The organism is Brevibacillus panacihumi W25, assembly GCF_000503775.1.
GTDB classification, from domain to species: domain Bacteria; phylum Bacillota; class Bacilli; order Brevibacillales; family Brevibacillaceae; genus Brevibacillus; species Brevibacillus panacihumi_A.
Window position 1 is genome coordinate 835,517 of sequence record NZ_KI629782.1, and the last position, 25,159, is coordinate 860,675.

The 25,159-nt window shown below is 48.2% G+C and carries 22 protein-coding genes; 3 read left to right on the forward strand and 19 right to left on the reverse strand.

From position 1 onward, the window contains the following. Positions 1–129: 129 nt before the first annotated feature. The 6 genes from T458_RS33505 to T458_RS33530 form a co-directional block, all read right to left on the reverse strand. Positions 130–3,492, reverse strand: a complete 3,363-nt coding sequence (locus tag T458_RS33505) for a UvrD-helicase domain-containing protein (protein WP_023554879.1) — start codon at positions 3,490–3,492, stop codon at positions 130–132. Further along, on the reverse strand, positions 3,485–6,307 hold the full coding sequence (locus tag T458_RS33510) for a PD-(D/E)XK nuclease family protein (protein ID WP_171819353.1): 2,823 nt from the start codon (positions 6,305–6,307) through the stop codon (positions 3,485–3,487). The genes T458_RS33505 and T458_RS33510 overlap by 8 nt, the downstream gene beginning before the upstream one ends. Before the next feature lie 182 nt (positions 6,308–6,489). Further along, complete coding sequence (locus T458_RS33515) at positions 6,490–7,443, reverse strand: helix-turn-helix transcriptional regulator (RefSeq protein WP_023554881.1); 954 nt, start codon at positions 7,441–7,443, stop codon at positions 6,490–6,492. 54 nt (positions 7,444–7,497) lie between these two features. Next, a complete protein-coding gene (locus T458_RS33520) occupies positions 7,498–7,875 on the reverse strand; it encodes an HIRAN domain-containing protein (RefSeq protein WP_023554882.1) in 378 nt (125 codons plus the stop codon). A 127-nt stretch (positions 7,876–8,002) separates the two neighbouring features. Beyond that, on the reverse strand, positions 8,003–9,124 hold the full coding sequence (locus T458_RS33525) for a Fic family protein (RefSeq protein WP_023554883.1): 1,122 nt from the start codon (positions 9,122–9,124) through the stop codon (positions 8,003–8,005). Positions 9,125–9,216: 92 nt separating this feature from the next. After that, positions 9,217–10,173 (reverse strand): 3'-5' exoribonuclease YhaM family protein, encoded by a 957-nt coding sequence (locus T458_RS33530; protein ID WP_023554884.1) that lies wholly within the window; start codon positions 10,171–10,173, stop codon positions 9,217–9,219. 127 nt (positions 10,174–10,300) lie between these two features. Between T458_RS33530 and tnpA the strand changes: the two genes are divergently transcribed. The 3 genes from tnpA to tnpC all read left to right on the forward strand — a co-directional run bounded on the left by tnpA (position 10,301) and on the right by tnpC (position 12,641). Continuing rightward, on the forward strand, positions 10,301–10,663 hold the full coding sequence (tnpA, locus tag T458_RS58025; RefSeq protein ID WP_084567915.1) for an IS66 family insertion sequence element accessory protein TnpA: 363 nt from the start codon (positions 10,301–10,303) through the stop codon (positions 10,661–10,663). Then, a complete protein-coding gene (tnpB, locus tag T458_RS33535) occupies positions 10,653–11,009 on the forward strand; it encodes an IS66 family insertion sequence element accessory protein TnpB (RefSeq protein ID WP_023554885.1) in 357 nt (118 codons plus the stop codon). Before tnpA ends, tnpB begins: the two co-directional genes overlap by 11 nt. 96 nt (positions 11,010–11,105) lie before the next feature. Further along, complete coding sequence (gene tnpC, locus T458_RS33540) at positions 11,106–12,641, forward strand: IS66 family transposase (protein WP_023554886.1); 1,536 nt, start codon at positions 11,106–11,108, stop codon at positions 12,639–12,641. Between the two features lie 449 nt (positions 12,642–13,090). Here tnpC and T458_RS33550 read toward each other — a convergent pair whose 3' ends face one another. From T458_RS33550 to T458_RS33605, 13 genes are all read right to left on the reverse strand, one after another. Next, a complete protein-coding gene (locus tag T458_RS33550) occupies positions 13,091–13,675 on the reverse strand; it encodes an ATPase (RefSeq protein ID WP_023554888.1) in 585 nt (194 codons plus the stop codon). Further along, positions 13,668–13,847: a hypothetical protein gene (locus T458_RS33555; protein ID WP_015253841.1), complete on the reverse strand. Its 180-nt coding sequence runs from the start codon at positions 13,845–13,847 to the stop codon at positions 13,668–13,670. Before T458_RS33555 ends, T458_RS33550 begins: the two co-directional genes overlap by 8 nt. 147 nt (positions 13,848–13,994) lie before the next feature. Then, entirely contained in the window at positions 13,995–15,659 is a 1,665-nt protein-coding gene (locus T458_RS33560; protein ID WP_031305394.1) for an SWIM zinc finger family protein, read from the reverse strand. A 187-nt stretch (positions 15,660–15,846) separates the two neighbouring features. Then, on the reverse strand, positions 15,847–16,143 hold the full coding sequence (locus T458_RS33565) for a nucleotide exchange factor GrpE (RefSeq protein ID WP_031305395.1): 297 nt from the start codon (positions 16,141–16,143) through the stop codon (positions 15,847–15,849). 28 nt (positions 16,144–16,171) lie between these two features. Continuing rightward, a complete protein-coding gene (locus T458_RS33570) occupies positions 16,172–16,810 on the reverse strand; it encodes a UPF0158 family protein (protein ID WP_023554891.1) in 639 nt (212 codons plus the stop codon). A 12-nt stretch (positions 16,811–16,822) separates the two neighbouring features. Then, entirely contained in the window at positions 16,823–17,956 is a 1,134-nt protein-coding gene (locus T458_RS33575) for a DUF6155 family protein (protein WP_023554892.1), read from the reverse strand. A gap of 88 nt (positions 17,957–18,044) precedes the next feature. Further along, a complete protein-coding gene (locus T458_RS57095) occupies positions 18,045–18,200 on the reverse strand; it encodes a hypothetical protein (protein ID WP_157462203.1) in 156 nt (51 codons plus the stop codon). A gap of 304 nt (positions 18,201–18,504) precedes the next feature. Then, positions 18,505–18,774, reverse strand: coding sequence for a hypothetical protein (locus tag T458_RS33580; RefSeq protein WP_023554894.1), 270 nt, complete (start codon positions 18,772–18,774; stop codon positions 18,505–18,507). A 217-nt stretch (positions 18,775–18,991) separates the two neighbouring features. Beyond that, on the reverse strand, positions 18,992–19,258 hold the full coding sequence (locus tag T458_RS33585) for a type II toxin-antitoxin system RelE family toxin (RefSeq protein WP_023554895.1): 267 nt from the start codon (positions 19,256–19,258) through the stop codon (positions 18,992–18,994). Then, positions 19,242–19,478, reverse strand: a complete 237-nt coding sequence (locus T458_RS33590) for a hypothetical protein (RefSeq protein ID WP_023554896.1) — start codon at positions 19,476–19,478, stop codon at positions 19,242–19,244. The genes T458_RS33585 and T458_RS33590 overlap by 17 nt, the downstream gene beginning before the upstream one ends. Before the next feature lie 346 nt (positions 19,479–19,824). Next, positions 19,825–21,099, reverse strand: a complete 1,275-nt coding sequence (locus tag T458_RS33595; protein WP_023554897.1) for a Wadjet anti-phage system protein JetD domain-containing protein — start codon at positions 21,097–21,099, stop codon at positions 19,825–19,827. A gap of 24 nt (positions 21,100–21,123) precedes the next feature. Beyond that, the gene (locus T458_RS33600) at positions 21,124–24,579 is read right to left on the reverse strand and encodes an ATP-binding protein (RefSeq protein ID WP_023554898.1); all 3,456 of its coding nucleotides are present in this window, start codon (positions 24,577–24,579) and stop codon (positions 21,124–21,126) included. Further along, entirely contained in the window at positions 24,548–25,156 is a 609-nt protein-coding gene (locus T458_RS33605; RefSeq protein WP_023554899.1) for a DUF4194 domain-containing protein, read from the reverse strand. The genes T458_RS33600 and T458_RS33605 overlap by 32 nt, the downstream gene beginning before the upstream one ends. Positions 25,157–25,159 lie beyond the last annotated feature (3 nt).

The following is a 25,159-nucleotide window of genomic DNA, read 5'->3' on the forward strand; positions in this document are numbered from 1 at the left end:
ATTACTTAAGCTCATATACTATTATACAAAATATCGCTGACATATATTTGTCAGCGAGTATATGTTCGCATTATACTCTAATATCATCGGTAGTTTGATGTATGAGTGGATGTATGAGTGGAAATAGAGTTACAATTCGGAATTAACAGCTACCGCTACAAATCTCCGTAAACTAGCAAAATATAACCCAGCTTCCTTCGTTTTGAACTCAAACGTCTCAGACCAGGCCTTAGCATAAGCCTGCACTTGCGGCGCATAAAACCGAACAAACTGCTCCAATTTGCTCTCATTCAATTGATCCGTCTTGAAGTCGACGATCACCCAGCCTTCTTCCTCCTCGAAAGCGAAATCTATTACACCCTTCACCAAGAGATTGCCGTCGTTATTGGACTGATGCGTCAATGCAGCGGCAGCTGTTTCCGACATCGCCTGCTCGGTTGCGGGATAAGACATTGTCTCCCCATTGCTCTGAACCATCATAATCGGGATTTCAAACAATCGCTGCTTCGCTCTCAGACTACGCTGCCAGAGTTCACTGTCTAGAACTTCATGAATAATAGGCAGGGCATCAGTCGCGTCCTTCTCTGATACTCCTTCGGTCTGGCAGAGGTATTGAACGTATACAGGCAATTCGCTCATCGGAAGACCTTTCCCAACTGCTTCAAGTCCCTTATGGATCACGCTGCCGAAAGATTGGCCCCTCCCAGTGGCTGACCATTCCGGTGTGTCACCAGTACTTTTCGTCAGCCCGGTAACGGTTGCTTCCGCATAAGTTGGCTGGCGCAGTTGATGGAACACCTGCTCTCTCTGGGCCAAGTAAGCACCTAGATCAATGGATGCTGCTTCGGATTCGGATAAACCAGATGAAGTTGTCCCAATTACAATATCTCCGTCAAGTTCCCGATCATACTCATCTGTTTGAACATCCGATTCCGGAACATCCAACTCCCGGATTAGCTCCATCCCATCCATGAGTGAACTCCACGGGCACTTGGCAGGTTGTTCGGGATAGAGACTGACCACTAGCATTTGTTTCGCTCGTGTCGCCGCGACATAGAGAAGTCGATCCCGCTCCGCATGCATGAATGCTCGTTCCCGCACGCTCATCGCTTCCCAGCCGACCGGCTGGGCAATCGTTTCTTTCTGAAACCCTTTCGATTGCTGGATCAAGAAATAGCCCTGAGCCTCGGACTCCGAGCGATCAACAAACTGGTCGGCGTCATGATCCTTCTCCCCGCAAGGACAAGCGAGAAACACGATAGGCGCTTCAAGCCCTTTTGCCTTATGCACGTTCATGATCCGTACCGCTTGCCCTTTGCCTGTGTAGAGACTGGCGGTTTCCATACCTTGGCTCTCCCGAATGGCCGAAATCGCATGCGCCAGTTCATGCCAATCCGATGCGAGCATGGCGTCACGCTGCAATCGCTCCAACATCTTAAGCAGTGTTCCAGACCGATTTGCTCCTGCTTCTTGCACCGTGGAATAAGGCAAAAGACCAGTATCCTCCAGAATGCGGTACAAGGCTGCCCATGCAGGCAATTCTTTCACCCAGCCGACATATTCCCGCAGTTTCCGGCATGCAGCGACAACTCGATTATCCTGTTCTGCTGACTCCTCTGGCAGCCGGTAGATCGACCACGCATTCCCTTGAACACGATACGCCATTAGTTCCTTGTCGCTAATCCCGAATAGAGGTCCGCGCAATACGCTCAGCATCGCCACCTGATCGGACGGATCAGCCAGGTAGAGGGCCAATTGTCCTAACGTATGAATCTCGGGATATAGAGCGGAGCTTCCTACGGTTTCTGCGGCAACGCCCCTTTCCTCCAATTCTTCCGCGTATAGATGCAAATAATGCCTTGTGCTTGTCAAAACCAGAAAATCACTGGGCCGTGCCTCTCTGAACACCCAGGATGCGCCATCCCGCTCCTGAATAAGCAAATTTCCGTCGCGGCAAGCCCACGCGATGTATGCGGCAATACGCTGTGCGTCAACCGCCGCCACTTCATCCTTGCCTCCGGGAATTTTCGGGTAAGTGAGTGCATAAACCCCGTGATCCGCGCGCTTATTCCCCTTTGGATTTGGTATATTCGTTTCCATCCGGACATACGCCGCTTGAACATCGGTTTCCCGGACGGGAAGCTTGCCGATAAATTGCCCGTTCACAAAATCGCCGATCGCATCGACGGATCGGAAATTGCTGGTCAAGTGAAGCACATCTCCACATGCTTGAATCCGCGATTTAACCTCGTTATAAATGGAAATATCCGCGCGGCGGAAACGATAGATGGACTGTTTCGGGTCTCCCACGAGGAACAAGGAACCCGGCTTTGGAGTAAGCTTCCGCCAATTCCGTTCATTCGGATCATCGCCGGCCCCCGTTAAGAGAAACATCATTTCCGCTTGGACCGGGTCGGTGTCCTGAAATTCGTCGACCATAAGCCGTTGGTAGCGCCCGGCGAAAAATGCGCGAACCTCCGGGTAATCACGCAGAAGACGGCAGGCATACATCAGCAGATCCTGAAAGTTCAGCTTCCCTGCCTGCAATCGCCGTTCTCTGCAATACTCCAATGCAGGCAAGACAAATTGAATGACTTTCGGATACAGATATTCCCGCCACGATTGAAGAAAGGGGAACAGGACCGTAATCTGCCAATCGTGAAATCGTTCGGATATGGCTTTGGCTTGCTTCTTATCCGTCCATTTGTATTGCTTCACATCCAGTTTAAAGTCAAACATCTTCGCGAGCGTAAGCATCAGCATATCGTCCTGCTCATCCGACAACCGCAGCATACGATTAGCAGTACGCAGTTTTGCCTGAAGATTATCCCACCCTTTTTCCGGTTCAACTGTCGGTAGAAACCTGTTGGCTTCTTCGATCATGGGAAGCAGGGAGAGCCGGATGAGGTTGAAATCAGGGCAATGAACCGGTTCGCAAGGGATTTGGAGATCCGTAAAAAGGGATACCCGATCATAGACATTCTTCAGGATGCTGACGTCGATTCCCACCTCGGCAAAGGAGGCAAGTGCTTCACTATCTTCCTCCTGCAGCTGAATCAGATATTCATCCCAGCATTGATCGTGGAACGCGCGATTCATTTCATCATCCATTTCTTCGAAAGAAGGGTCCAATCCGGCCTCAATCGGTCGCTCGCGAAGCATGGAGGAACAGAACGCATGGATCGTTCCAATAAAGATTTGGTCCAGATTGGCCAAAGCTTCTTCCATTCGTTCTCTAGTTTCGCCTTCAACATCAGCCGTTTTCCGCTCCAGAGCAATACGGAAACGCTCCTTCATCTCATCCGCCGCTTTATTCGTAAAGGTGATCGCCGCAATATGCTCCATCTTAGCCGTTCCGGTCTCGATGAGCGCCAGCAATCTGCCGACCAAGCTGGTTGTCTTTCCCGAGCCTGCACCGGCTTCTACCAGAAAGGTCGTGTTCAGCTCCTCCAATATCCTCTTTCTAGCTTGTTGATCGGATGGTTCATTCAATGTTCTCCACCTCCAGCAGCGTGTGCAGCAGCTCCGAATTCGCTTCATCCTTTCGTTTATCGGCCATCATCTCTGCATGATCTCCGCATACAGCCGCATAATCGCAATATCGGCAGACCCCAGGATTTGAAGCGGGAATAAACAATCCCTGTTCCATCGACAAAAGGATTCCCCGGATCACCTCGGTGACTCGATTCCGTTCGGTTTGCGAACGTGCAATCACTTGCCCGTGCCCCCGTTCGCTTGGAAAGACGTAAGACGCTTCAAGCACTTTTGCATCAGAATCCACACCCGTTTGCCGCATCCAAAGCTCCGTCCCCATTGCGTAAAGCGCATGTTGCAGCTGCGTGCCGCCTGCGAACATGCCATTTTCCTTGTAAGGCCGAGGACTGCCGGTCTTATAGTCGATAATTCGATATTGATGCGGCGCAACTTGATCGATCCGGTCGACGATCCCGCGCAGCGTAATCGCCATGTCCTCGCCAAGCTCAAGGTGCAACGGCTGGCCATCCACGATGAGCTCTTGTTCGAAAAACCGGGGAGCCGTCTTAGCCTGCAATTCCATGCGATAGAACACGTCCACATCCCGGAGCATCGCTTGCCGCTCCCTCTCAAACACATGAGGGCTCGGTGCTGGAATCCGCTCGGCATATAAGAGAATCGTCTCCTCCGCAATACGAAGCAAACGGGCATGATCGTGTGTAATAGGCATGACTTTACTTGCGCTGACTTCCGTCATATAACGACGATAAACCTCGTGCAGCAGCGAGCCTCTTTCATTCGGCTTCAGCCAGGAGGTACGATCAAAAGTCACCTGATCTTTCACGCGAATCCTGAGCACATATTGGAAAAAGTACCGCATCGGACATTCCGCGTACTTCTCCAATTGACTTGCGCTAAGCGTCCGTTCGTCCCGGCCTTTCCAATAATCAGCCCATTCATCCCCCGCTATATATCCGTCATGCTCCGTCACTTGCGAGCTGCCGCGTGCCTCGAGTGCAAGTCTGCCTTGACGTAGCAACGGATAGACCGATTCGATGAAGGATTGCCGGTCCCTCATAAGGTTTACATTCGCATGGATTTGTCGGAAGACATAATGAGAGCCGTCCAATGGCAGTCCATTTAGCTCAGTAGAGGATGGCTGCTCTACATCCAAATACCCGACAGGTTCGCCTAAGCTTCGGTGCAGCATCTCATAGTCCGCATTCGTTTCTCCGGATACTTTTCGGAATACCTGTAGAAGTTGAAAAGCCGGGCTTGCTGTCGCTCCTTCTGCCAAGTCATACGACGAGAAGCTAAATGTAATATTGCCGCTTATCATCCCAAGCCGACCATCACGAAGGCGTTGCCGATCTCTTTGTCTCTGCACGGCTGTTTGAAGCCCGGCACCGATCCGTCCGCACTCTTCATCGAGAAGCATGGGATTTTGCCTGATATTCCCGGACCACGAATGTTCATCCATCCCGAGAAGAAACGTATGTTTTCTCCCGCTGATCCCCCCGTTCGACAAACTCGATATGTACAGGAATCCGGGCTTGGGTAACCGTTGCACCCCGACTCGAAGTTCCTGCAGCATGTCTCGGGCATACAAGAGCATTTGCTGAAATGGCATCGAGTCCGGAACAGGACATTCCTGCAGTTCTTTAGCGATACCTTTCATTTCTTGCAGGACGATCGCATCCTCTTCCGTTCCGCATACACCAAATCGATCCAAGATGTTAACGAGCCATCCCCAGATTCCCTTAGGAGAGGAGAGCGCCGCTTCGTCTGGAAACAATTCTCCTAGGAGGTTTGTCAGATGCTTCTTGATCTCGTCATCCCGCTGTTGTTGTTCCGTCCGCTCCCGTTCTTCGGGTTTTTCATCTGAATCCCCTTGGGACCGGACAACTTCTGACTCTAGCAACTTGATATACCGTTCTTTCCCCCAGCCGATTCCGCTTTTCTCCAGGGCTCGAATACAATCTGCATTCGTTATTCCTTGGTCACGATCGGAGAACGTGATCAATTGCTGCTGCAGCATTGATACGAGCTGCCGCACCTGATAACCGGACTCCAGCCAGTTCAGCAGGAAATGGGCGGCTCTTCCCATTCCGGATGTAATCACAGGCAGCCCGTCTGCAAAGGAACAGGGAAGACCGAAAGAAGCACACATGGTCAAAATGGCCAGCGCATATTCCGCATTCGGTACGATCATCTCCACTTCATCCAATGGCATCCGGCCCTGAATAATGCGTCTCAATGCTTCGCGAACCTCCGCCATCCTTCCGGTCGCATGATAGAACTGAACCTCTTCGAACGGCATTGTGGATTGAATGTCAGTGAAGAAAGAATCCGCAATAATCCTTGTCATCCGTCCGTTTGACAACCGCTCCATCATCCGGGGGGAAACCGGTGGAAGCGGCATAGGGTCTGGCAGAATAAGCTCCACGTTTTCCTGCAATTGGGTTGGTATATGCGACAAAAGGCCGGGGAAATCGGTCCAGCTCCGCTGATTCAGAAAGCGCTCATACGCTGACAGCACCTTTCTGACATAGCTGCCTTTTTGCTGGCTCATAAAGTGGTAGTCTCGAAGCTCCCCCGCTCTCACTCCGGCACGGCGCAGATCCATAATGGCTTGGTGAACATGCATGGCAATACCAGGCTTTACTTGATCCATGGAGATGTAGGAACCCGGCTTGGAAGCCATTTGTTCCATGACATGATGGATAATCCAAAAGGACCGCTGTTCCCCGATGAAAGTCAGCCCTTGTTGATACAGGGAGAACTGAACCTCACTTCTTACAAAGGATTGAACCGTTTGGACCTCCACATTCATAACCGGCCCTAATTCCCGGCATATTCGCATCAACCAGGACTGTCCTTCGATGTAGGAAGGAGCAATAACAATTTTGCGGCGAAATGGCTCTCTACGGATTGCATCATATAAACGTTCTAGAAACGTGCCTGCTATTTTCAAAAGGGATACCTTCCTTTCGTCTATCTTTCAACAACAGCACCTTACTGCCCATACAACTGTCCCCAACGCTGTAGCTGTTCCTTAAACTTTTCCCGGACAGATGCAGGCTCTAAAATCTCCGCTGAAGGTCCGTACTGAACCACCCAATTCATAAACTCCCGCTCGTGGTTGACGGTGACCTCGAATAATAAGCTGCCGTCCGGCAGATCGGTCATCTTCGGTCTCACGAACAATTCTTCTTCCTTCACATACCGTGCGACATCAGGTTGGAATTTGATCATAAAAGTGATTAAAGAATCCCCGCGTTCAATCGACCAGGTATGCTTCATATACTGAGCAATGTTAAAATCACCCTTGTCGAATCGATTACTTGTCAACTCTACATGGCGGAAACGGCTTATACGAAACGTTCGAATGTCCTGCTTGGAATGACAATAGCCGATCAAGTAAAACCGTTGATCCCTTGGAACCAGGTAGTACGGATCAATTTCGCGCTCCGTCAATTCATTCCGGCTCTGGGTATGGTAAACAGCCCTGATCGTCTTACTGGCGATGATCGCTTCCATGATGGGCAGCAAGAAGTTGGCACTGTTCTCCCGATAAGCCGGGGTGCCCATTTGGATCATGCCTGCGACATTTTCCAATGTATCGTACCTCTTCCGCGTTTCTTTCACATGGGTAGCCATCACCTTGTCGTAGGCGGATTCAAAGCCTGGAGGCAACTTGCTGGTGTCCAACACGGAGGGCAGGACAGAGAATACCAACGCTTCCTGCTCCGTGAAATTCAGCGGGTACATGGCGAAATTACCGACAAAACGGTACCCTTTTCCGTAACCCTCGTTTGTAATCGGTGCGATCAAGTCCAAAATCCGCATGTCCCTATAAATCGTACGATCCGTTGTCTCGCATTTGTCCGCCAGCTCCTTGGCCGAAATCCCCGGATTGGATTGAATGGCGAGAAGTATTTTAAAGAGCCGAATCACTTTATCCGTCATGCTATATCTCCTATCGTGTCATAGAGAATGTAAATCCTTATCATAATTGGGATTCTATGCTTTACCTAGTTCTTCCTGCCTATAAGGAGAAAACGCAACGTTCACTGTCGTTTTGATAATGTACACTTCCTCTAGACCCGGCGTAAGTTCAACAATTGCCGTATCCTTAACGACAAATCGCACCATGCCGCAAATATGATGATCAAACCTATCATAAATCCGGCCGGCGCTGCGGCATCCTTTCGGTACGGTATGCGGACTGTTGGCGACATAGCCGATTTTGCCCAAAGGGATCATATCCACCTTTATCGCTTCATGGTCATGCGGATTATCCGGGTCTTTGATCAAGTGAACGACCTGACCCGGCTTTAGAAATGCTGCTCCGTAGTAATGCTGCGTGCCTGTGACGGCGATATAGATCGGTTGATCCATTGTACTCACTCCCGCATGCCTTTCCTTCATTATGACGGATCGCAACGACCATAGATTGTCAGCGAATATATGTTCTGCGCACAAAAAAAGCACTGCGGCATCTCAACTTGAGATCGCAGTGCTGCATTCATTTAAGAAAATGGGCAAACTGATCAGGCGCATTCCGAATGTCTTGTGCCAACTTCTCGTACTCTGCGGATAATTTGATCGAACGAACTCTTTTGGCGTCTTGATCGCGCGGCTCAATGAATCCTTCTTCTCTCCAATGACTTACCTTTTCCCTTATTGAACGGTCCGACAAACGTAGCAGGTCCCTCATTTCGCTTGTCGTTAGGGTATCTTGTTTAAAGGTTAATTGAGCAAACACCATTCTTTGCTGGGGATCTAACTTGCGAATCAGATCCGGTTCGATTTTCGTCATTTGAGCAGATTTCTCGGTTACGATGGCAGCGGCTTCTTGAAAAACCTCCGCCAAACCATCGATAAAGAATTCCAGCCAAGGCGTCAAGTCAGCCTCATTCCGCCCAAAATAATAATTGTGATGGAGACCCAACTGGAGTCGTCGATAATATTCAGCCAAGTTGCGGTCATAGAAATTCTCGAGTACAAATAACCCCTTTAAACCATATCCGCCGCGTCGTAAAAGATATGTCGTGATCATCCGGGCCGTTCGGCCATTCCCGTCCAAATACGGATGAATCGTTAGGAACTGCCACATGAATATGCCAGCCTTGATAGGAACCGGAACCGAATAGGTTTCCGGCGAGTTCACCCAGGCAACCAAATACTCCATTAATACCGGGACATCTTTCCATTCCGGCGGCAAATAAAAACCGGAGGCATTGCGGCTGCCTACTTGATTCTTTTCTTCGCGATACTCGCTAACACGCGGTCTTCGTCCGTGCGATATTCGGATAATGGCATGCAGCTTTTTAATAAATTCCTCTGTGACCGGGAGCTGCCTTTTTTCGGCTTCATCCAGGTATTCCAAAGCTTTCATTAAGTTATAAACTTCCTGCTCTTCATTGTCATTGCTGGTTTGGTACAAAACTTTTCGCTTCGTCGCCTCGTCAAGTGTGTTTCCTTCAATTTTCGTTGAAAGAATGACTGTCTTTTCCATGGATTCTTTCTTAAGCATATCCAGAATAGATGCGGGCAATGGAAGCAAATCCACCACAACACTGGCGCGTTGTATATCCATTAGTCTGCGGGCTATGGTGTCCGTTATTGAATATTTGGGTGTAAACATAACATCACCTTCCTCAATAACATTATACCATTGCCGCTATTTTGCCGCAAAGTATTTTTGTTTCATTGCATTTTCTTCGTATATTTTAATTTCTACAATGACATCCGGTACAACGCTTTATTCTCCAGCCCTCGGACCGGCTGTGTCCACAACTCCTTGTCCGAAGTGGCGCTTAGTGCGTCCTCCGCCATCTGGAGTTTGGCATCCAGTGCGTCAATATAGTGCAATGCTACCGCTTCTGCCGTTTGCGGCTGCACCGGGCTTCCCCATTCCCCAAGGTTATGGTGCGAGAGAATAAGGTGCTGCAATCCGATCACTTGTTGCGAATCGAGTGGAAGTTCCAGCCGCAAAGCCGCTTCTGTGATCCAACTAGCCGCCATGGCAATATGACCGATCAACTTTCCCTGAGTGCTATAATCTGTCACGACCCCAAGCTGAGCGATCATTTCCTCTGGCTTCGCGATATCATGCAGGATAATCCCGGCTTTGATCATGTCCGCATTTAGAAATGGCCGCTGCTTGCAAAGGAACTCTCCGATCTCCAGCATACGAACGATATGATAGGCCAAGCCTGCGAAGTAAGCATGATGGTGCATTTTGGCCGCCGGATAATGAGCTAATTTCTCTCTCACCTTATCGACGCAAAAGCTTACTATATCGCGAATCGCCGGATCCGAAATACTCTCGATGACTCTGCTTATGACCTCTAATAATTCCGCAGATCCAATTGGTGCAGCTCGAATAAAATCGGTTAGGGACACACCGTCTTCGTCCCTTATATTGCGAATCCGGATGATCTTAACCTGCGGTTTTTCCCGATATAACTGAACGATTCCTTGAACCTTGACAAGCGTCATCGGAGAAAAATTGTCTCTTTCCGTTTCCTCCACATCCCAATACTTGGCGGGTAACTGTCCGCTGGCATCACACAGCACCAAATCGAAGTAATCCTTTGCCGGCGATGTGTTGGTCTGCTTCAGCTCCAGCTCTTTCAGCAAATAGAAGCCGACGAATTCATCATTCGTACTCAGATCTTTAATCAATGTCATTCTGTTCACCCCCATCTACAGTAAGCGTCTAATAAGACAGTGGATAGAAACCTCCCTAAAACTATAGGACAATCCTCTCAAGTAAAGTTTTTAAAGTAAAGTTGAAAAACTTGAAAGGGGTTTAGAGTTGGATACCAGGGAAGTCACTACCCAATATCGTTTCAACCAGTGGACTGAGATCGTCCGTAAATGCCGCAGTAGTGGCCAGACAGTCGCTGTGTGGTGTGCTGAGAATAACATCAAACCATCAAGCTATTATTATTGGTTAAGAAGGATCCGTAAAGCCGCCTGCGAAGCGCTTCCGTCACTTAGTGGAAACAATCCAATCGTTCCAGTACATATTCCAAACCACGCAGTTGAAACTTGCTCTTCGGATCAAGAATCATCGGATATTGTCTTGCGTTTTGGGGCTGTAACACTGGAGATTCGCAACCATGCATCAGCAACATTGATCGAAAACACCCTGAGGGCACTGCAACATGTTCGGTGATATCTCGAAAGCAGATAAAATCTATATTGCTTGTGGGTATACCGACATGCGAAAGTCCATTGATGGACTCGCCGCCATTGTCCAGCAGAACTATCAGTTGAACCCTTTCCAGAACAGTCTGTTTCTCTTTTGTGGTAGGCGACGTGATCGGTTGAAAGCACTCTGTTGGGAGGGAGATGGATTTGTTCTCCTTTACAAGCGATTGGAAAACGGAAGTTTTCAATGGCCAATGAATGCCGAAGCCGTTCGCTCTATCACCTACCAGGAATTTCGCTGGCTTCTCGAAGGCTTATCCATAGACCAACCGAAGGCCGTGAAAAAGATCAATATTACCGCCTGTATGTAACAACAAAAAATCCCGCAAATACGCATGGTTACTGGGCTTTTTCACACTTTTATGCTATAATGGGTAGAAGTAGAAAACGCTAAAGGAACGGGTATGATGAGCGCTGCAGATCAGATAAAAACACTCGAAAAACGCATATCCGATTTGGAGCAGGAAAACAAACGTCTCCATGATTCCGTTGAATATCTGACGCGAAAGCTCTTCGGCAGAAGTACGGAGAAGACATCGTCCCTTTCTTTGGGGCAGATGTCTCTTTTTGATGAAGCAGAAACCCAATCGGATCCGGTAGCAGCAGAGCCCGATCTCAAGCAGGTAGAGAATTACCGACGAAAGAAATTCAAAGGTCAGCGGAAGGAACTCCTGAAGGATATCCCACACGACAAACGCCTCTGTACCCTGGTTAAAGAAGACCGCTTTTGTGAAACATGCAACACCGACCTTGTGTCGGTTGGCGAAGAGTTTGTCCGCACGGAAATCGAGTTCATTCCAGCCCAGGTTAGGGTCATTGACTATTACCGTGAAACCTTTGAGTGCCGCACCTGTCGTAAGGATGGGAAACCCTACATGGAAAAATCACCGATGCCTGATCCGGTGATTCAGCATTCCATGGCATCCGCCTCCACAGTCGCATGGGTGATGCATCAGAAGTTTGTCAACGCCCTTCCCCTTTACCGTCAGGAAAAGGAGTGGAAGTCACTAGGTGTGAACCTAAGTCGTGCCACCATGGCCAACTGGATACTGGCCGCATCCCGCGACTGGTTGATGCCATTGGTGAAGCTCATGCATCAGAAGCTCTTGCAAGAAAACTATTTGCATGCGGATGAAACCACCGTCCAAGTAATGAATGAAGAAGGACGGAAAAATACTACTGACTCCTACATGTGGGTATATAGCAGCGGCCAGCATGGCAAACACCCTATTCGAATCTTCGAGTATCAGCCTGGCAGAAGTGGCAAATACCCTCAGGAATTCCTAAAAGGGTTCAAAGGGTACCTTCATTCGGATGCATACGCGGGGTACAAAAAGATTACAGGTATCAAAAGGTGCCTTTGTTGGACGCATCTTCGGAGGAAATTCGTTGATGCTCTTCCGAAAGATATACATCGGCCGGAAGCCACCCTTCCAAGCCAAGGCATTACATTCTGCAACAACCTCTTCGAGATTGAAAAGAAGCTCGTGAATCTCTCTAGCGAACAACGTAAATCGGAGCGTCTGAAACAGGAAAAACCCGTTTTAGAGGCTTTTTGGGCATGGATCGATTCTACCAGAGGGAAGGTACTACCCAAATCCAAACTAAGCGAGGCTTTGACTTATGCTCTGAACCATAAGGAAGAGTTTATGAATTATCTTGAGGATGGCAACTGCTCCATTTCGAACAACCTTGCTGAAAATAGCATTCGTCCCTTTACCATCGGACGCAAAAATTGGCTTTTTAGCGGAAGCCCGAAAGGAGCTTCGGCGAGTGCAGCTGTTTATAGCATCATCGAAAGTGCCAAGGCAAATGGCCTACATCCATACAAATATCTAAATTTTATCTTTAAAAACTTGCCGGGCGTACAGTTCGGACAGCATCCGGAATTTCTTGAGGATTACCTTCCGTGGAGTCCAGAAGTTCAAGAAGCCTGCAAATAGGGCAAAACTCAGAGAGCAGAACTCAGTTTACACGAGTTTCTGCTCTTTTTCTATCCACCGAGTTATTTGACGCTTACCATCTACAACTCCAAAAACTCTGCCTCTGCCTCAGTGATCTAGTATATTTTTATTTTATAGTTAAGTCATGACAACTTTTTGTCAGCGAATATATGTTCTGCACAAAAAAAACGACCAGATCTAATCCGGTCGCGTAGAATTCCTTATTCACATTGGGAGAAATGTAAAATTCAAGATTTAATCATCTTCGGTTAGTAGTAATTCCCTTTTACAAACATCACACTGGACCTTGATAACCAATCCTAGACTTGTTGGTATAAATATGTACGCAAACTTTGCTCCCGTTACATCTTTGGGTTCACATTTATCCCAATTATTAATTTTGTTTTCCATAGATTTGCTAATTTCAAACTTCATATGATTCTCCATAATCAATGTAACTGATCCTTGATCTTATGCACCCATTTTGGAAGAGATTCGGCCTGATATTTTAAAATACTATGTTCAGCTTGCATAACGATTTTACCGGAAACTTCGCTATTATCAATCACAATCAAATGATCAATGAGATGGATATGAGTTAGCAGATTTTGCATGGATGTGGTTTGTCTCCGAATGATGTCTTCAGTCGGTATATGATGTCCGCCGTTTCGAACTCTGGCGGCAACACGTTCGATATTGAGCCGAACATCATTTAGACCCACATAAAACATCATCACTTCAAAGCCGTTCGCCTTGGCTTCCCGTATCAGTCGTATCGCATTACCGCCGGCCAAAGTCGTTTCTACAGAAAAATCGCGTTTATGATGGATACAATCTCTCGCAAGTTTAATCGCTTCTTTGCCTGCGGATACTTTGCGGCGATCCGGATGGTCAGAATCAATGCCGCGAGCTAAAGCGTCGGGATCTATATTGACACTGATACCAAGCCTGTCCACTATCAAATTGCGAATGGTGCTTTTGCCGCTGCCGTTATTGCCGGCGAATACAACCATCACTGTGGAGTACTCATTCATGATGAACCCCAGGATTGTCGATTGGCTCGATCACACCGTTTGCATATTCTTTGACAATCTGGCCTTTTTCCGTTTGATAGACAATATAAGTTCCGTTCGCTTTTGCATCCAGTTTCGCGCGATCGCCCGTAAGTTTGATCAGTTTTTGCAAATCTTGAATACGATCCATCATAGGTCACCATCCAACCCGACTTAATCTTGCCATTATTATAACATACTCGTTTCAGATCAAAATTACAGGCCTCGCATACCAGTTTGTCCACCCACTCACAAAAATCAAGCTATGCTCAAACCGCGTTACTTCTTATTCCCATAAAGTTCAAAAACGAATCTTCCCCAGCTCCTCCCGGAAAGCCGGTCTTCGCGGAAATTTGGTTAACAATTTTTGTGTGACGGTGAACGCTTCTTTCCGTCCGCCAACCTGTTGAAGCATTCGAATGATCCGGCAAACATCGGCGTAATCTCGCCTGTCTCTGGATTGATCCGCCCGGAATTCGATATATGCCACGAAAAGCGCCTTCACCTCCTCCGGGTAATGCGGAAGCAATTGCTCATAGAACGATTCAATTCGGTAAGGTGCCTTGCGGACATGTTCCAAAAGCCGTGCGTACATCTCCTCTTCCACCAGAATTTGGGTATACGTATGCTCTCCCCTCGGGCTCTGCTCTAATTGATCTAACATATCTTGCAAATACAAAGTCCATTCTCCCTCATCGGAAAATGTATCCTTCACAGAGCGATAATACGCATACTCTCCGTTCACAATCAGCTCCATCCCGAGTTTCCGCTGCTGTTCGACTTGTCCTGTGCGATGGTATGCCTCATACCGATATTTCTTCCAGCGATAGACGAGCCCCGGCAGCCCCTGATCTTGGGCTTCCCCGGCCTCCGCCAATCGAATCGCTTCCTCGGCATCGCCTTGCTCAAGCGCCGCTCGAATCGCAATCTCCCGAATTTCCGGGAAATGCAGATGTTTATACAAATAAGCTTTCGCCTGTTCTTCACCTGAACGTTCCAAAATTTGACCATATCGGAGCACAGTTACCCGCTCGTCTGTGTACTCCCGCGACCAATTGCTTCCGGACGTATGACCCAGGAGCGAATCCGCCGCAGCATCCCATTGATGTTGCATCTGTTCCGACTCGATCAGCGCGCCCGCCGCCTCGAGGAGCGCGAGCTGCCAATCCGACCACCCGTCGTAATAAAGCTGGTGTGTCTCCTCCAACAACCGGCGGAAAATCTTCAAGCGTTCTTCCGCCGGAATATGATGGTGATCCTGAACCAGCTTGAAGATCGATTCCAGACAGCTTTCGATCACGATCCCGACTCCACCGTCCGAATCGTCGGCGGACTGCAATAATTCAATCATCTCTTCGATGATGCAAAACAGAATCGCCAGCCCGTGCAACCATTCCTCTTCATCGAAGGCGGAGAGAGCCTTTTCAGCGACGATCTCCGCACCTTCCACCGCGCGGCTTACGTTCCGCCAAGACACAAAACCATGATCATCCGAATATGTGTCAATGTAGGATCGAATCAACCGTCGGCAGGCGTCCAACTCCTGATCCGCGCCCCTTTTCGACAAGTGGAGTCTGATGCGCTCTTCCGCGGTATATGAATCCGATGCAATCGAGAGCAGCAATTCGATTAATTTCTCCTTGCTCTCTGCTTCCAACAGTTGCCGGAGAGACGGTTCCGGTGAAGATACCCCGTCTGCTTCTCTATTCTTAAGCTCGAGGAATACGGCGACTTGATGCTTGCATACCGGCCCGAAATCGTACGGACAATCGCATTCCGATTCCATTATGTTGTTCTCGTTGTCTAGCCTTACATAAACCTCATAATCCTCGTACCCGCGCACAACCGCAGTGTACTTTTCATCGGCAATGGACTTCAAGGAAATTACCCGTCCTTCGAACGCGTATTCCTTCCCTCTGTGTACAACTGCAGGATCTATGTATCTGGAAAAATCGGATAAATTCAAGAGGACCACCCCCTTTGGATGCTTCTTTCCATCTTGGAATTCCAATAGTCGATGAACACCTGATAAGATCGCACCGTGGTGAAGAAGAAAATATGTTGATCTGCCGCAGCGTCGACATGTTCATCTTTTAGAAATGGTGACAGCGACACAGGTCGTATATCGGTTGCCATTTGGAAAATAATCCTGCTCATTTGTTGCTTTTATGCTTAAGGATGTATGTTTTAGCCAAGTGGTTTAGATGGCCAACAGCAATTGAATTGGGATCACTCGGGTCATGCTTCTTCTGCATGGCACGTTCAAATTCATCCATCATCTTTGCAAAATCGCATACATTCTGCTCAAGACCAAATAAGCGTTTCATGTCTCGATAGTGTCGAAAAAAGACTGCGTTAGCTTGATCATTGGGATAACCTAATTGTTGAAGTTCCAAAATGACCGCTTCCGCATACAGCTTAATCATCGTCTGTCTTGAAGCACGTTTCACCGGTATCCCCTGCCCAAACATTTCTTTATTACTCGAGAATCAACTTCACTTCAATGGATTCCAACCAATCCGAAACACGTTTGCGATTCTGCTCTTCAACAAACTGGTAATACCGCTCTAACTGCTCGCTGTCGGAAGATAACGCATCCTTGAATCTTCGGAATATTTTCTTGCCGCCGCTCAATATGTGCATCAAAGTGGATTGCAGCTTTTTATCTTCAACCGTTTCCGCAAAATCAACCATGTCGGTATATCCATCATCCGACTCCCGTTTCGGTAACCGAAAATAAATTTCATTAAAGCCTTCTTCAATGACCTCGCTTAATTCTTCGTCCTCTTCATCCCGGTCAAACGTTCGCAACGTGACAACATCTCCAGTTTCGATATTCAGGAAGGACTCTATTCCTTCTACGTACATGTCGTATGCATCCACAATCTCCTGAAACTGCTGCTTGGTCAATTTCAATTCTTTCATAGGTTCTCCCTCAGCTACTATCGCTTTGATCAACTCGCCGCGTTGTTCCGCCTCATATTCCTCCCACGTGGTTCCATACGGGAAGCCGCCATCCGTATATCCGGCGATAAAATAGAAATTCTCGTCTTGCTCCAACAGCCCCGTGAATTCCGCTTTCTGACCGGTCCGCTTATTTTTCTTCCTGCCGCGCATTAAGTTCCCCACCTAAATCCATCGTATTTGAGCGTGCAGATTAGCCAAATTGTCATGAAAACCCCAGCCGATCCCTTCTGTTTTCGAAACCACGGCTTCGAGGCGCTCCTCGAATTCGTCGAACAACTCGGCTGTTTTATCTTCATTTACTTGATCAATGATATCGGCATACATGGACACCATGCTGTAGTAGAAGCGTTCATCAATATCCCCGTAGCTTAGGGTGAAATCAACTCCATTTTCAACGTAGACCAGCTTCAATTCCAGGGCGTACCTGGCATTTCCAGTCAATTTTTCGAATTCCGAGATCGCATGTTTCGCTTCCTGGAGTCTCAGCTTGCCAAATCCCCGCTCAGGGAAAAACTCTTTCTCAACCTTCTTGCAATACTCTTGAAAGAGAGACTCTACTGCTTCATCGCCCAGTATTCTTACAGCAAGAAACTTCTCCATATCTTTGCTGGCGCCATGACAAGCCTTCACCAAATCGATAAGCTGGTCGCTATTTAGCTGCTTCAGATGCTTATTCAGAGCAGACTTCGTCAGCTTCACAGGCTTTTTCCCTACCGGCCGCTTAACCAGTGACTTGGGGATCAGCTTGTCCTTCTGTCGCTCAAGCTCCTGATTCACTTCTTCGCAGGAGAAATGTTCGGGATCATATCCTTCTCGAACCCAGCCTATAAAATGATCCCGCTCCGGATGATTGGGAGTAAGCAGTACTTCCAGCATATGCTGATGCCCCCACACGCCTCCCACATCTTCCTGCGGACAGCCGCGGGCACCATCTAGACACAAGGGTGCCGGGTCGGATGTCGATGCGTCGATTTTGATCAACGTAACCGTGTGCTGCCAATCATCTCCAAAATCATACACGTATGTAAATACGGTGTTTTCTTCGTGAACATGCTTCTGAACGATTTCTCTTCGAGCATTCAATACCTCTCGGTCTTCCATATCTGCGAATGTCGGATCGGGCAGACCGATCACCTTTTCTTTCACATGAAACTCGTATAAATGGTAATTTTCCCATCCCATGACCGATTGGATGATTTTGTGAAGCTGATGAAACGTCACGTCCGGATGAAATTGAAACTCCCGCCAAATCTTCGGGGCAATCTCATTCAGTTCGATTCTGCATCTATAAACCATGATCGTCTGTTCTCCTTTTAAGTATTCCGAGTATATAAACAAACCCACTGTATCCCGGTTGGAATTACAATGGGTAGGCTATTTAGATTCATTCCCATTCTTCTTCGCGCATCCTTTTGATTTCATCAGTCAAATGCGCAGCTTGTTCCGGAGTTAAAACTCCAGCCGATTCAAGGATATCGTCAATGCTGCATTCATCCTCAGACATTTGTCGGTCCAACTTATTTGGCAGGGGCATAGCCAACTGTTCTCCTCCCAATTATAAATCTGAGCAATCATTTTCATTTCTCTCCGGGAAACAAAACAGGAACATTCTAAACTTCATTCTCCTGCTGTTCAAAAGAAATCCTAGACCTCTTCACAATGATACGCGACAGTCCCGCATAGGTCTGTCTTCCTCAGTATAAGCTTTGCCTATAATGGGATTGGTGAGTATAGCTTCTGTTTCAAGAATGAATAATTATATGAAATCATACGTTTTCTCGGGAGAAAATCACTCGCTGCGAAACTGGGAGAGCTTACTGCCGGAGACCATAAAACTACGCGGTTCATGATCGAAAGTCCTCGGCAGATAAGGATTTCAGTAACTCCGATGTGCTCAAGGCTTTGCCAAGCTTGAATTCCTTCCTGCTTTGTTCAATCATGACCTTCAATTCCGGATTAGACTCAACGTCAGCTTGAATGGACCGCTGCTCTTCCTCTTGCAAGACGAGAGTGAACTTTCCCTTTCCTGGAATATGAAAGTGGTACACGGAGTTGTCGCGGCTCATATTCGATATGTTCTCCATCAACTCTTCCGGTGAATTGACCTTTTCCATTCGATGTCACCCCATGTCATAAGCTTTTCCGCTCTTTTATCACCAGTATAACATAAACCGCCCCGAATCCTGTAGAAGCAGAAAACCGGTCCCCACGGACCGGCATATCGCCCATGTAGCTCGTCCACCCTTACTTCGCAAACCGCGCCGTTAGCTGAAATTGCTGAAGATCTGAAGAAAAGTAAAAAGGCCTACCCTGTAAGAATAGACCTAGAAGTTAAGATTTATATACATCACCACGAGAGCCAATTTTAATTACTTGGATAAGTAACTTATCATTCTCAACTGAATAAATAATTCGATAAGAACCCACTCGTAATCGATATTCGTCCATTGTTCCTTGCATCCTTTTGATATCGAGCTCTGGATGATAAGGGTCTTCACAGAGAATTTGTAGATGTTGAGTAATTCGAATACGATTCGTCCTATCTAATTTTTGTAAATACTTAAGAGCATCTTTATAGAACTCAATTGAGTAAGTCATCGATAACATCCTTAAGTTTAATACTCTCGCCACGTCTAAAGGATTCTTTAGCTTTTTTAATTGCTTCAATATCATCTTGAGTAGTTGGCTCATCATCCCAAGGGATATGACGATACTCTTTATTTGTGACTAATTTTTCCAAGAAATCAGCAGCGATTGGAAGGGCTTCTTCAGGTAATTGTTGAATTAATTTGTTCAAATGATCTTTTGAAACTGCCATTCGATCAACCCCTATCTAGAAAGGCTAAATTAATTTTATTATAACACGTACTTAATGAAATTTCATAAAGATCGTACGGGCTATTTCAAGGTAGTCAGCAACATCAGCTAACACCGTATTCACGCTTCGGGCCATACGGCCCTTGGTCTGCCCGAGGCATTTCGGGGGAGAAGATTCATGCAGACAACCCTGCGAACCTAACCGCGTCGCGGCCGGCAGCTACGCTGCCTTAAGGTTCTCGGATTCGTGAATACAAGAACGTTACCTGAACCCCTCGTCAAAGATGAGTGGTCTGGTTTTCCTCCATAACAAAAAGTCAGAAAGTTAATGTCCATTGTTTTCTTCTTTAATCCAATTCCACAATACTTTCCTGTTCCAAGCGTATCCTTCGATCAAGCATCGTTTGCAGCACCTGCCTCCAATGGGTCAGTCGGGTATCCTTTAGAGCCTCCTCAAGCTTTCCGGCATATTCATCGCTGATTGACGCCGCTGAGGACTCGTAACGAAGAAGCGTCTCCGCATCCATTAGCATGGGCCTCAGATTAGAAAAGAATTTCTTCCGCAGGTATTCAAAAATCCGGATTCCTCCCAGATCAATATCACCCCAATGATACACTTCAATGTTCTTTTCCGATGCCGAGGCCAAATGCTCTGCCAGTCTACACAAAAAGGATTGCAATGACCGATGGGGAAATCCCCCGGTATATAGAACAAGCTCTGTTTCGCGGAGCTCGGAAGCGTGTTCGAGCCACAGATGATAAGTCGCCAAGTTTTCAATTGTTACTATCCGAGTGGCAACTGTTTGCACTTGATACATTTCTTCCCCCGTTTTATCCGATAAGCCAACCCCACCGGCAAACACTCCAATATCAACCTTACGACTGTCGGTAGTACGGAATGAAAGAGGCCCGCTTACCAGCACAATTTGTGGATTTTTGGCCACCCCGAGGAAATCAAGCCATTCTTCCTCGGTTTCACGCTCCTCTCCTGATGCCTGCTTGGCGAGCGAAAGCAACCTTCGTTGAACGTTTCTTTCCATGTGCTTGGAGTCCTTGAACAGCTTCTGGCTAAGTAATCTTATTGGAACGGCTCGCTCGAGCCTAGGAAGCTCCAGCAATACACAAACAAGATCCTTATACCCCTCTGGATCGTCCACCTCCAGGTGGGCAGTTTTACCTTCGGCTAGCGATACATCGGCTTGTTCAGACCACACCCTGACCCATTCCCAAGGATGGCGGGATAAGGGAGTAAGGATGTGCCGCAAGCGTTCCAGCTTGTCCCGCTTCGGCATCCGCCCCGCAACGCGATAAGCCGTCTTCAACTCACTCCATCGCAGATAGATTCTTTCCAACTGCTCGCCGGTGCGAAACCGGGCCCAATTGAGTTCAACAAGTCCGAGCCGCTCCAACTCGGAAGCTGCTTCGTTGATCCAAATTCGTTTACGGAAATCCACTTCGTCTGTATAATCTTGCCAGAATGGACTTTTGTTAAGAGATAGCTGCGGCCTTTGCTTGGAAGGCTGCCCGGTTACAAAAGACTGGCTTAACTCGTATTTGTCCAACAGGAGGTTTAGCAGCTGGGAGACAAATTTGGATTTATATGGCGTTTCATGAATCTCCAAGCAGATCACCCCTTACCATAAAATCTAGAATAAAAAGCCTTGACCGTTTCCTTCATCCGCATCATCGGCTGAGGGGGATTTCCCGTTGTCAACGTTCGATAAATTCGATGTGGCAGCCGCCTCAGCCTCATATTCCGCTATTTCCACGGCTCCCGCTCTCGCCATCTCGTCTTCCGCCCCGTTGTCCCATTTGTCAATCATGTCTACATAACACTGGTAGTTATGCTTGCTGACGAACAGCGTGGTGGACACCTCAGGAGCCATATGCTGCATCTTCTCATCGGGAACGGCGGCAATCAGCTGCAGACCCATTTGCTTAATCAACCGCAGACTGGATTGAATCCGCTGCTCGTCCATTTTATTGAACGCTTCATCGAAAATGACAAGCCGCGTGCTTTTTCCGGAATATAAGTGGTGGAAGGAAGCCAATATCGCAATATAGAACGGTGTCTGCGTCTCGCCTCCCGATTTCTCCTTCAGCACTTGCGAGAAGCGGTATTTGCCGTTGCCGGATGTTACGATAATATCGAAATCCAAGTATTGCCGATAGTCCGAGAACTCCTCCAATTGTCCGGCCTCACCTTTGACCAGAAGATCGAACAACTCATGCAGAACCTCGGTACGATCATTGTCCGGTAATTCGAACAATGAACCCTTTTCCAAAAGCATGGGATCCATCACGGCATCATAGAAGCGCTTGTAACGTTCACTAGGGGAAACCTCAAAATGATACTTGTCGTCGGAAAAAGGAAAATGCCTCAGCGCATAGTTCAGCTCGTGAAACTCCCTACGGGCCATCTCGATCGCTTCCCTTAACCGAAAAATAAAGTGGGACTTGAACTCCTCTTCCGATTCTTTCAAAGCCGCCGCAACTTTATCCTGATATTCCGGAATATTCAGGTGTTCGATCGTTTCAAGCAGCCGATCGTAATCCTCGTTCGTGACCTTCTGGATGTCGGCGATAAAATTTTGATCGATATTATATTTTTGCCGCATTAATTGCAGCTTGTTGAACTGGCTGTCGCGCAGTGTCTGCTGACCCTTCCAGCTGCCTTCCCAATTTTGGATTTTCTGCCAAGTGGAGGCGGACGAATTGCATGCTTCTTCGTATCTTTGCATCGCTCCCGCTTCCCGCTCGCTGCCGTGCTCATTGATCCAATTCCGCCATGCGGCTTCGTACTCTTGCACCTTAATCCGAAGCAAGTGCAGCTTTCCTTCCGCTTCGGACTTTTTCGATTCGGTTTCCGTTTGCTTTTGGAGTAAGGATCCCCATTTTTGTTGCCACTTCTGTTCATCCTTCTTCCACTGCTCATACTCCGCCTGCAGCCGCTCCGCTTCGCTGAAATCGAGACCATTCAGTTCCTCTGTCTTCTGCAATAGCATTTCCGAGCATTCGTGGATATGCCGCATCAGGCCAAGATGGTCGGCAAGCTTGGTACAGCCCGTTTCCTTCAATTTGCCGATCCATTCGGAAAGGTGTTCACCCCAAGCATACAGCATGCGCCGTTCGTCCTGGGCAGACACCAGCTCGGAGCGGCGGATTTCCAACTGGCGGGCGATCGCTTTGGCGCCTATGAACGGAACCTCGTATTGCTCCTTGCGCATCTGCCGGGCTACCAGGTTGTTGTAAACCATGCATGATTGGGTCACCGCTGTACGATGGTGTCGCAGTTCCTGCTCGTTTGCAGCCTTCATCACCTTGCCCAGCAAATGCTCGACGTGCGCCTGGATTACGGGATGCTCCGCCTGCAGCTCGAGTGCCAGGGAACCGGTTACGGCCGTTCCCAAATACCGCTTCTCCTTCTCCGTATCGACGAGACCGACGCCTTCCAGCCGATAGGTTCGCTTCTCCCTTTCATAAATAGACAATGCCTCTGCGAAACATTCCGGTTCAACCAACAGATCGAAGCGCTGGGTGTTCAAATACCCTTCCACCGCATTACGCCAAAGCTCTTCCTTGAGCTCCATGTGCTCGCAAAACACCCAAACCGCCGAGCGGCCCCGCAGCCGTTCCTCCAAGATGCCCTTCAACTGGCGCACCGGTTCGGCATAGCTGCGCTTCTGCTGCTCCAGATCACGAATGATCGTTCTTAACTCTTCGATTCGAGCGTCCGTTTCACCCAGCTTTTCCTGCAACTGGTTATGTTGAACGAGCATCCTGTCACGCCACGCCGTTAGACCTTCTCCAATCTCAGCCAGATCCCGTGTCCACTCTTCTTCCTCATGGACTTCAATGATTCCGCAACGTGCCACAGCGTCAAGACGCGCCAGGCTCTCCTGATAACTGCGGAGCGTCTCCCTCTCTCCAGGCTTCCATGTCCAGTACGGATTGTCCGGCCAATCGTACAAGTTCGCCAATAGCTGAAGCTCCCGTTCAATTTGTCTCCGATACGTGAGCAAGAGCCTCTCTCCCTCGCTCTGTTGAGCGGTGAGCCGGGCAATGTCCTCGTGCAGCTCTTTCTTGCGCTTCTCCGCAGCATGGTTCTGCCAGCGCTGGTAAGCATCCTGTTGCTTGTCCCGGGCTTCCGCCTGCAACCGGGCGGCAAGGTCAATATCATCCGCAAGCTGTCGCAGCTCTTCTTCCAGCCGGACATTGTCCCGTTCGGTCTGCTCCAGATTCTCACTCTCGTAATCCGCTTTCAAGCGCCGGATCACATAATCCTGCTCAATGGCAGTCTCCTTGTATTTGGCATACTGGGCATAACACTCACGTATGGATTGCAGGTGCAGCTTCTTCTCCTGAAGATGCTCCAGCTCCTGGCGATACCGTTCGTGGATCTCGAAATTTTGCCGCATCAAATCCAACTGCAGCTCTTTTCGGTCGAGTATATAATCGTTGACAAAAGCACGGATATTCTGGATCGGCTTGAACGAGAGCGCTTTGGTGAATATTGTGAAAAACCGATCATGAAGCTGTCCCATCCGGGCGAGTAAGGCTTTCTGATAGTTGGTCTTGTTCCTTTCAAACAAAGCCTTTTTTCCGGAGAGCCCGCTGACCCTGACGCTTTCCCCACCGTAGCGCTTGCGGAATTCGTCTCGATTGAGCAGCTGGCCGTTGGATTTGACAAACTGCAAATCATCCAACCGCCGATCTGACAAAATGAAATACTCTTCTTCCCCGGTCGTGCTTCCTCGGTATACATCAATCGCTACCCCGACAACGAACCATTCCTTACGGTCCTCGTCCCGGAATTCAGCTGCAATATAAGTCGTAAAATCGCCGTCCCTCAAAAAGGAGCGCTCGTCGCTGCCGATTTTTCCCCTAAGATAATTGATAAAGCTGCGTTTGGCGTCATCGTGTGCAGCCGCATTGAACTTGATCATTCGATGATCAGCAACGAAAAGCACCTGCAGCGCGTCAATAATCGTCGATTTTCCCGCGGCGTTCTGTCCAGTGATCAACGTCTGTTTTCCGAATTCCAGCTCCTCGTCCTTGAAATAATGCCAGTTAATCAGACGCAGCCGCTTCATCCATTTCATCCAGCAATCCTCCCTCCGCGTTCGTCAGGTACAATTCTAGCTTATCAAGCAACGACTGCATCTCATCCGTCTGAATCATATAGATCCAAGTATGGAACAGCTTGAACCGGGCATCATCGGAACGAATGTCGGAATCCAGCGGTTCAATCAATTGGGCCTGTACGCACAATCTAACCAGCCTGTCCAATGCGGTACGGTTTACCCATTCCAGCCGGAACGTCTCGTACTTGCTGCGAATTTCATAAAGGGTAATCATAGGATAATCCGCCAGCGATAGGCCTTGCCTCTTCTCCTCATATAGTAAGCGCAGCACCAGCAGCCATAGTGTCTGTTCCCGGTCAAGCCTACGGCGAAGACGGCCATCGGGAATATGCAGATAGACGCATTCATGCCGCTCGTCCACGACAAGTTCCCAACCAAGGAATCGATAATAGCCCTCCAACGCGGTACGGTAGCGACGAATTGTCGCATACAACTCCCGGTCCTTGTCTTTGATCAGAAGGTTAACCTCCATGAGTCGCTGGATTACTTCTTTGACCTTCGATTGTTCAGAGTCGCTCAAATCTTGAAACATCATGAA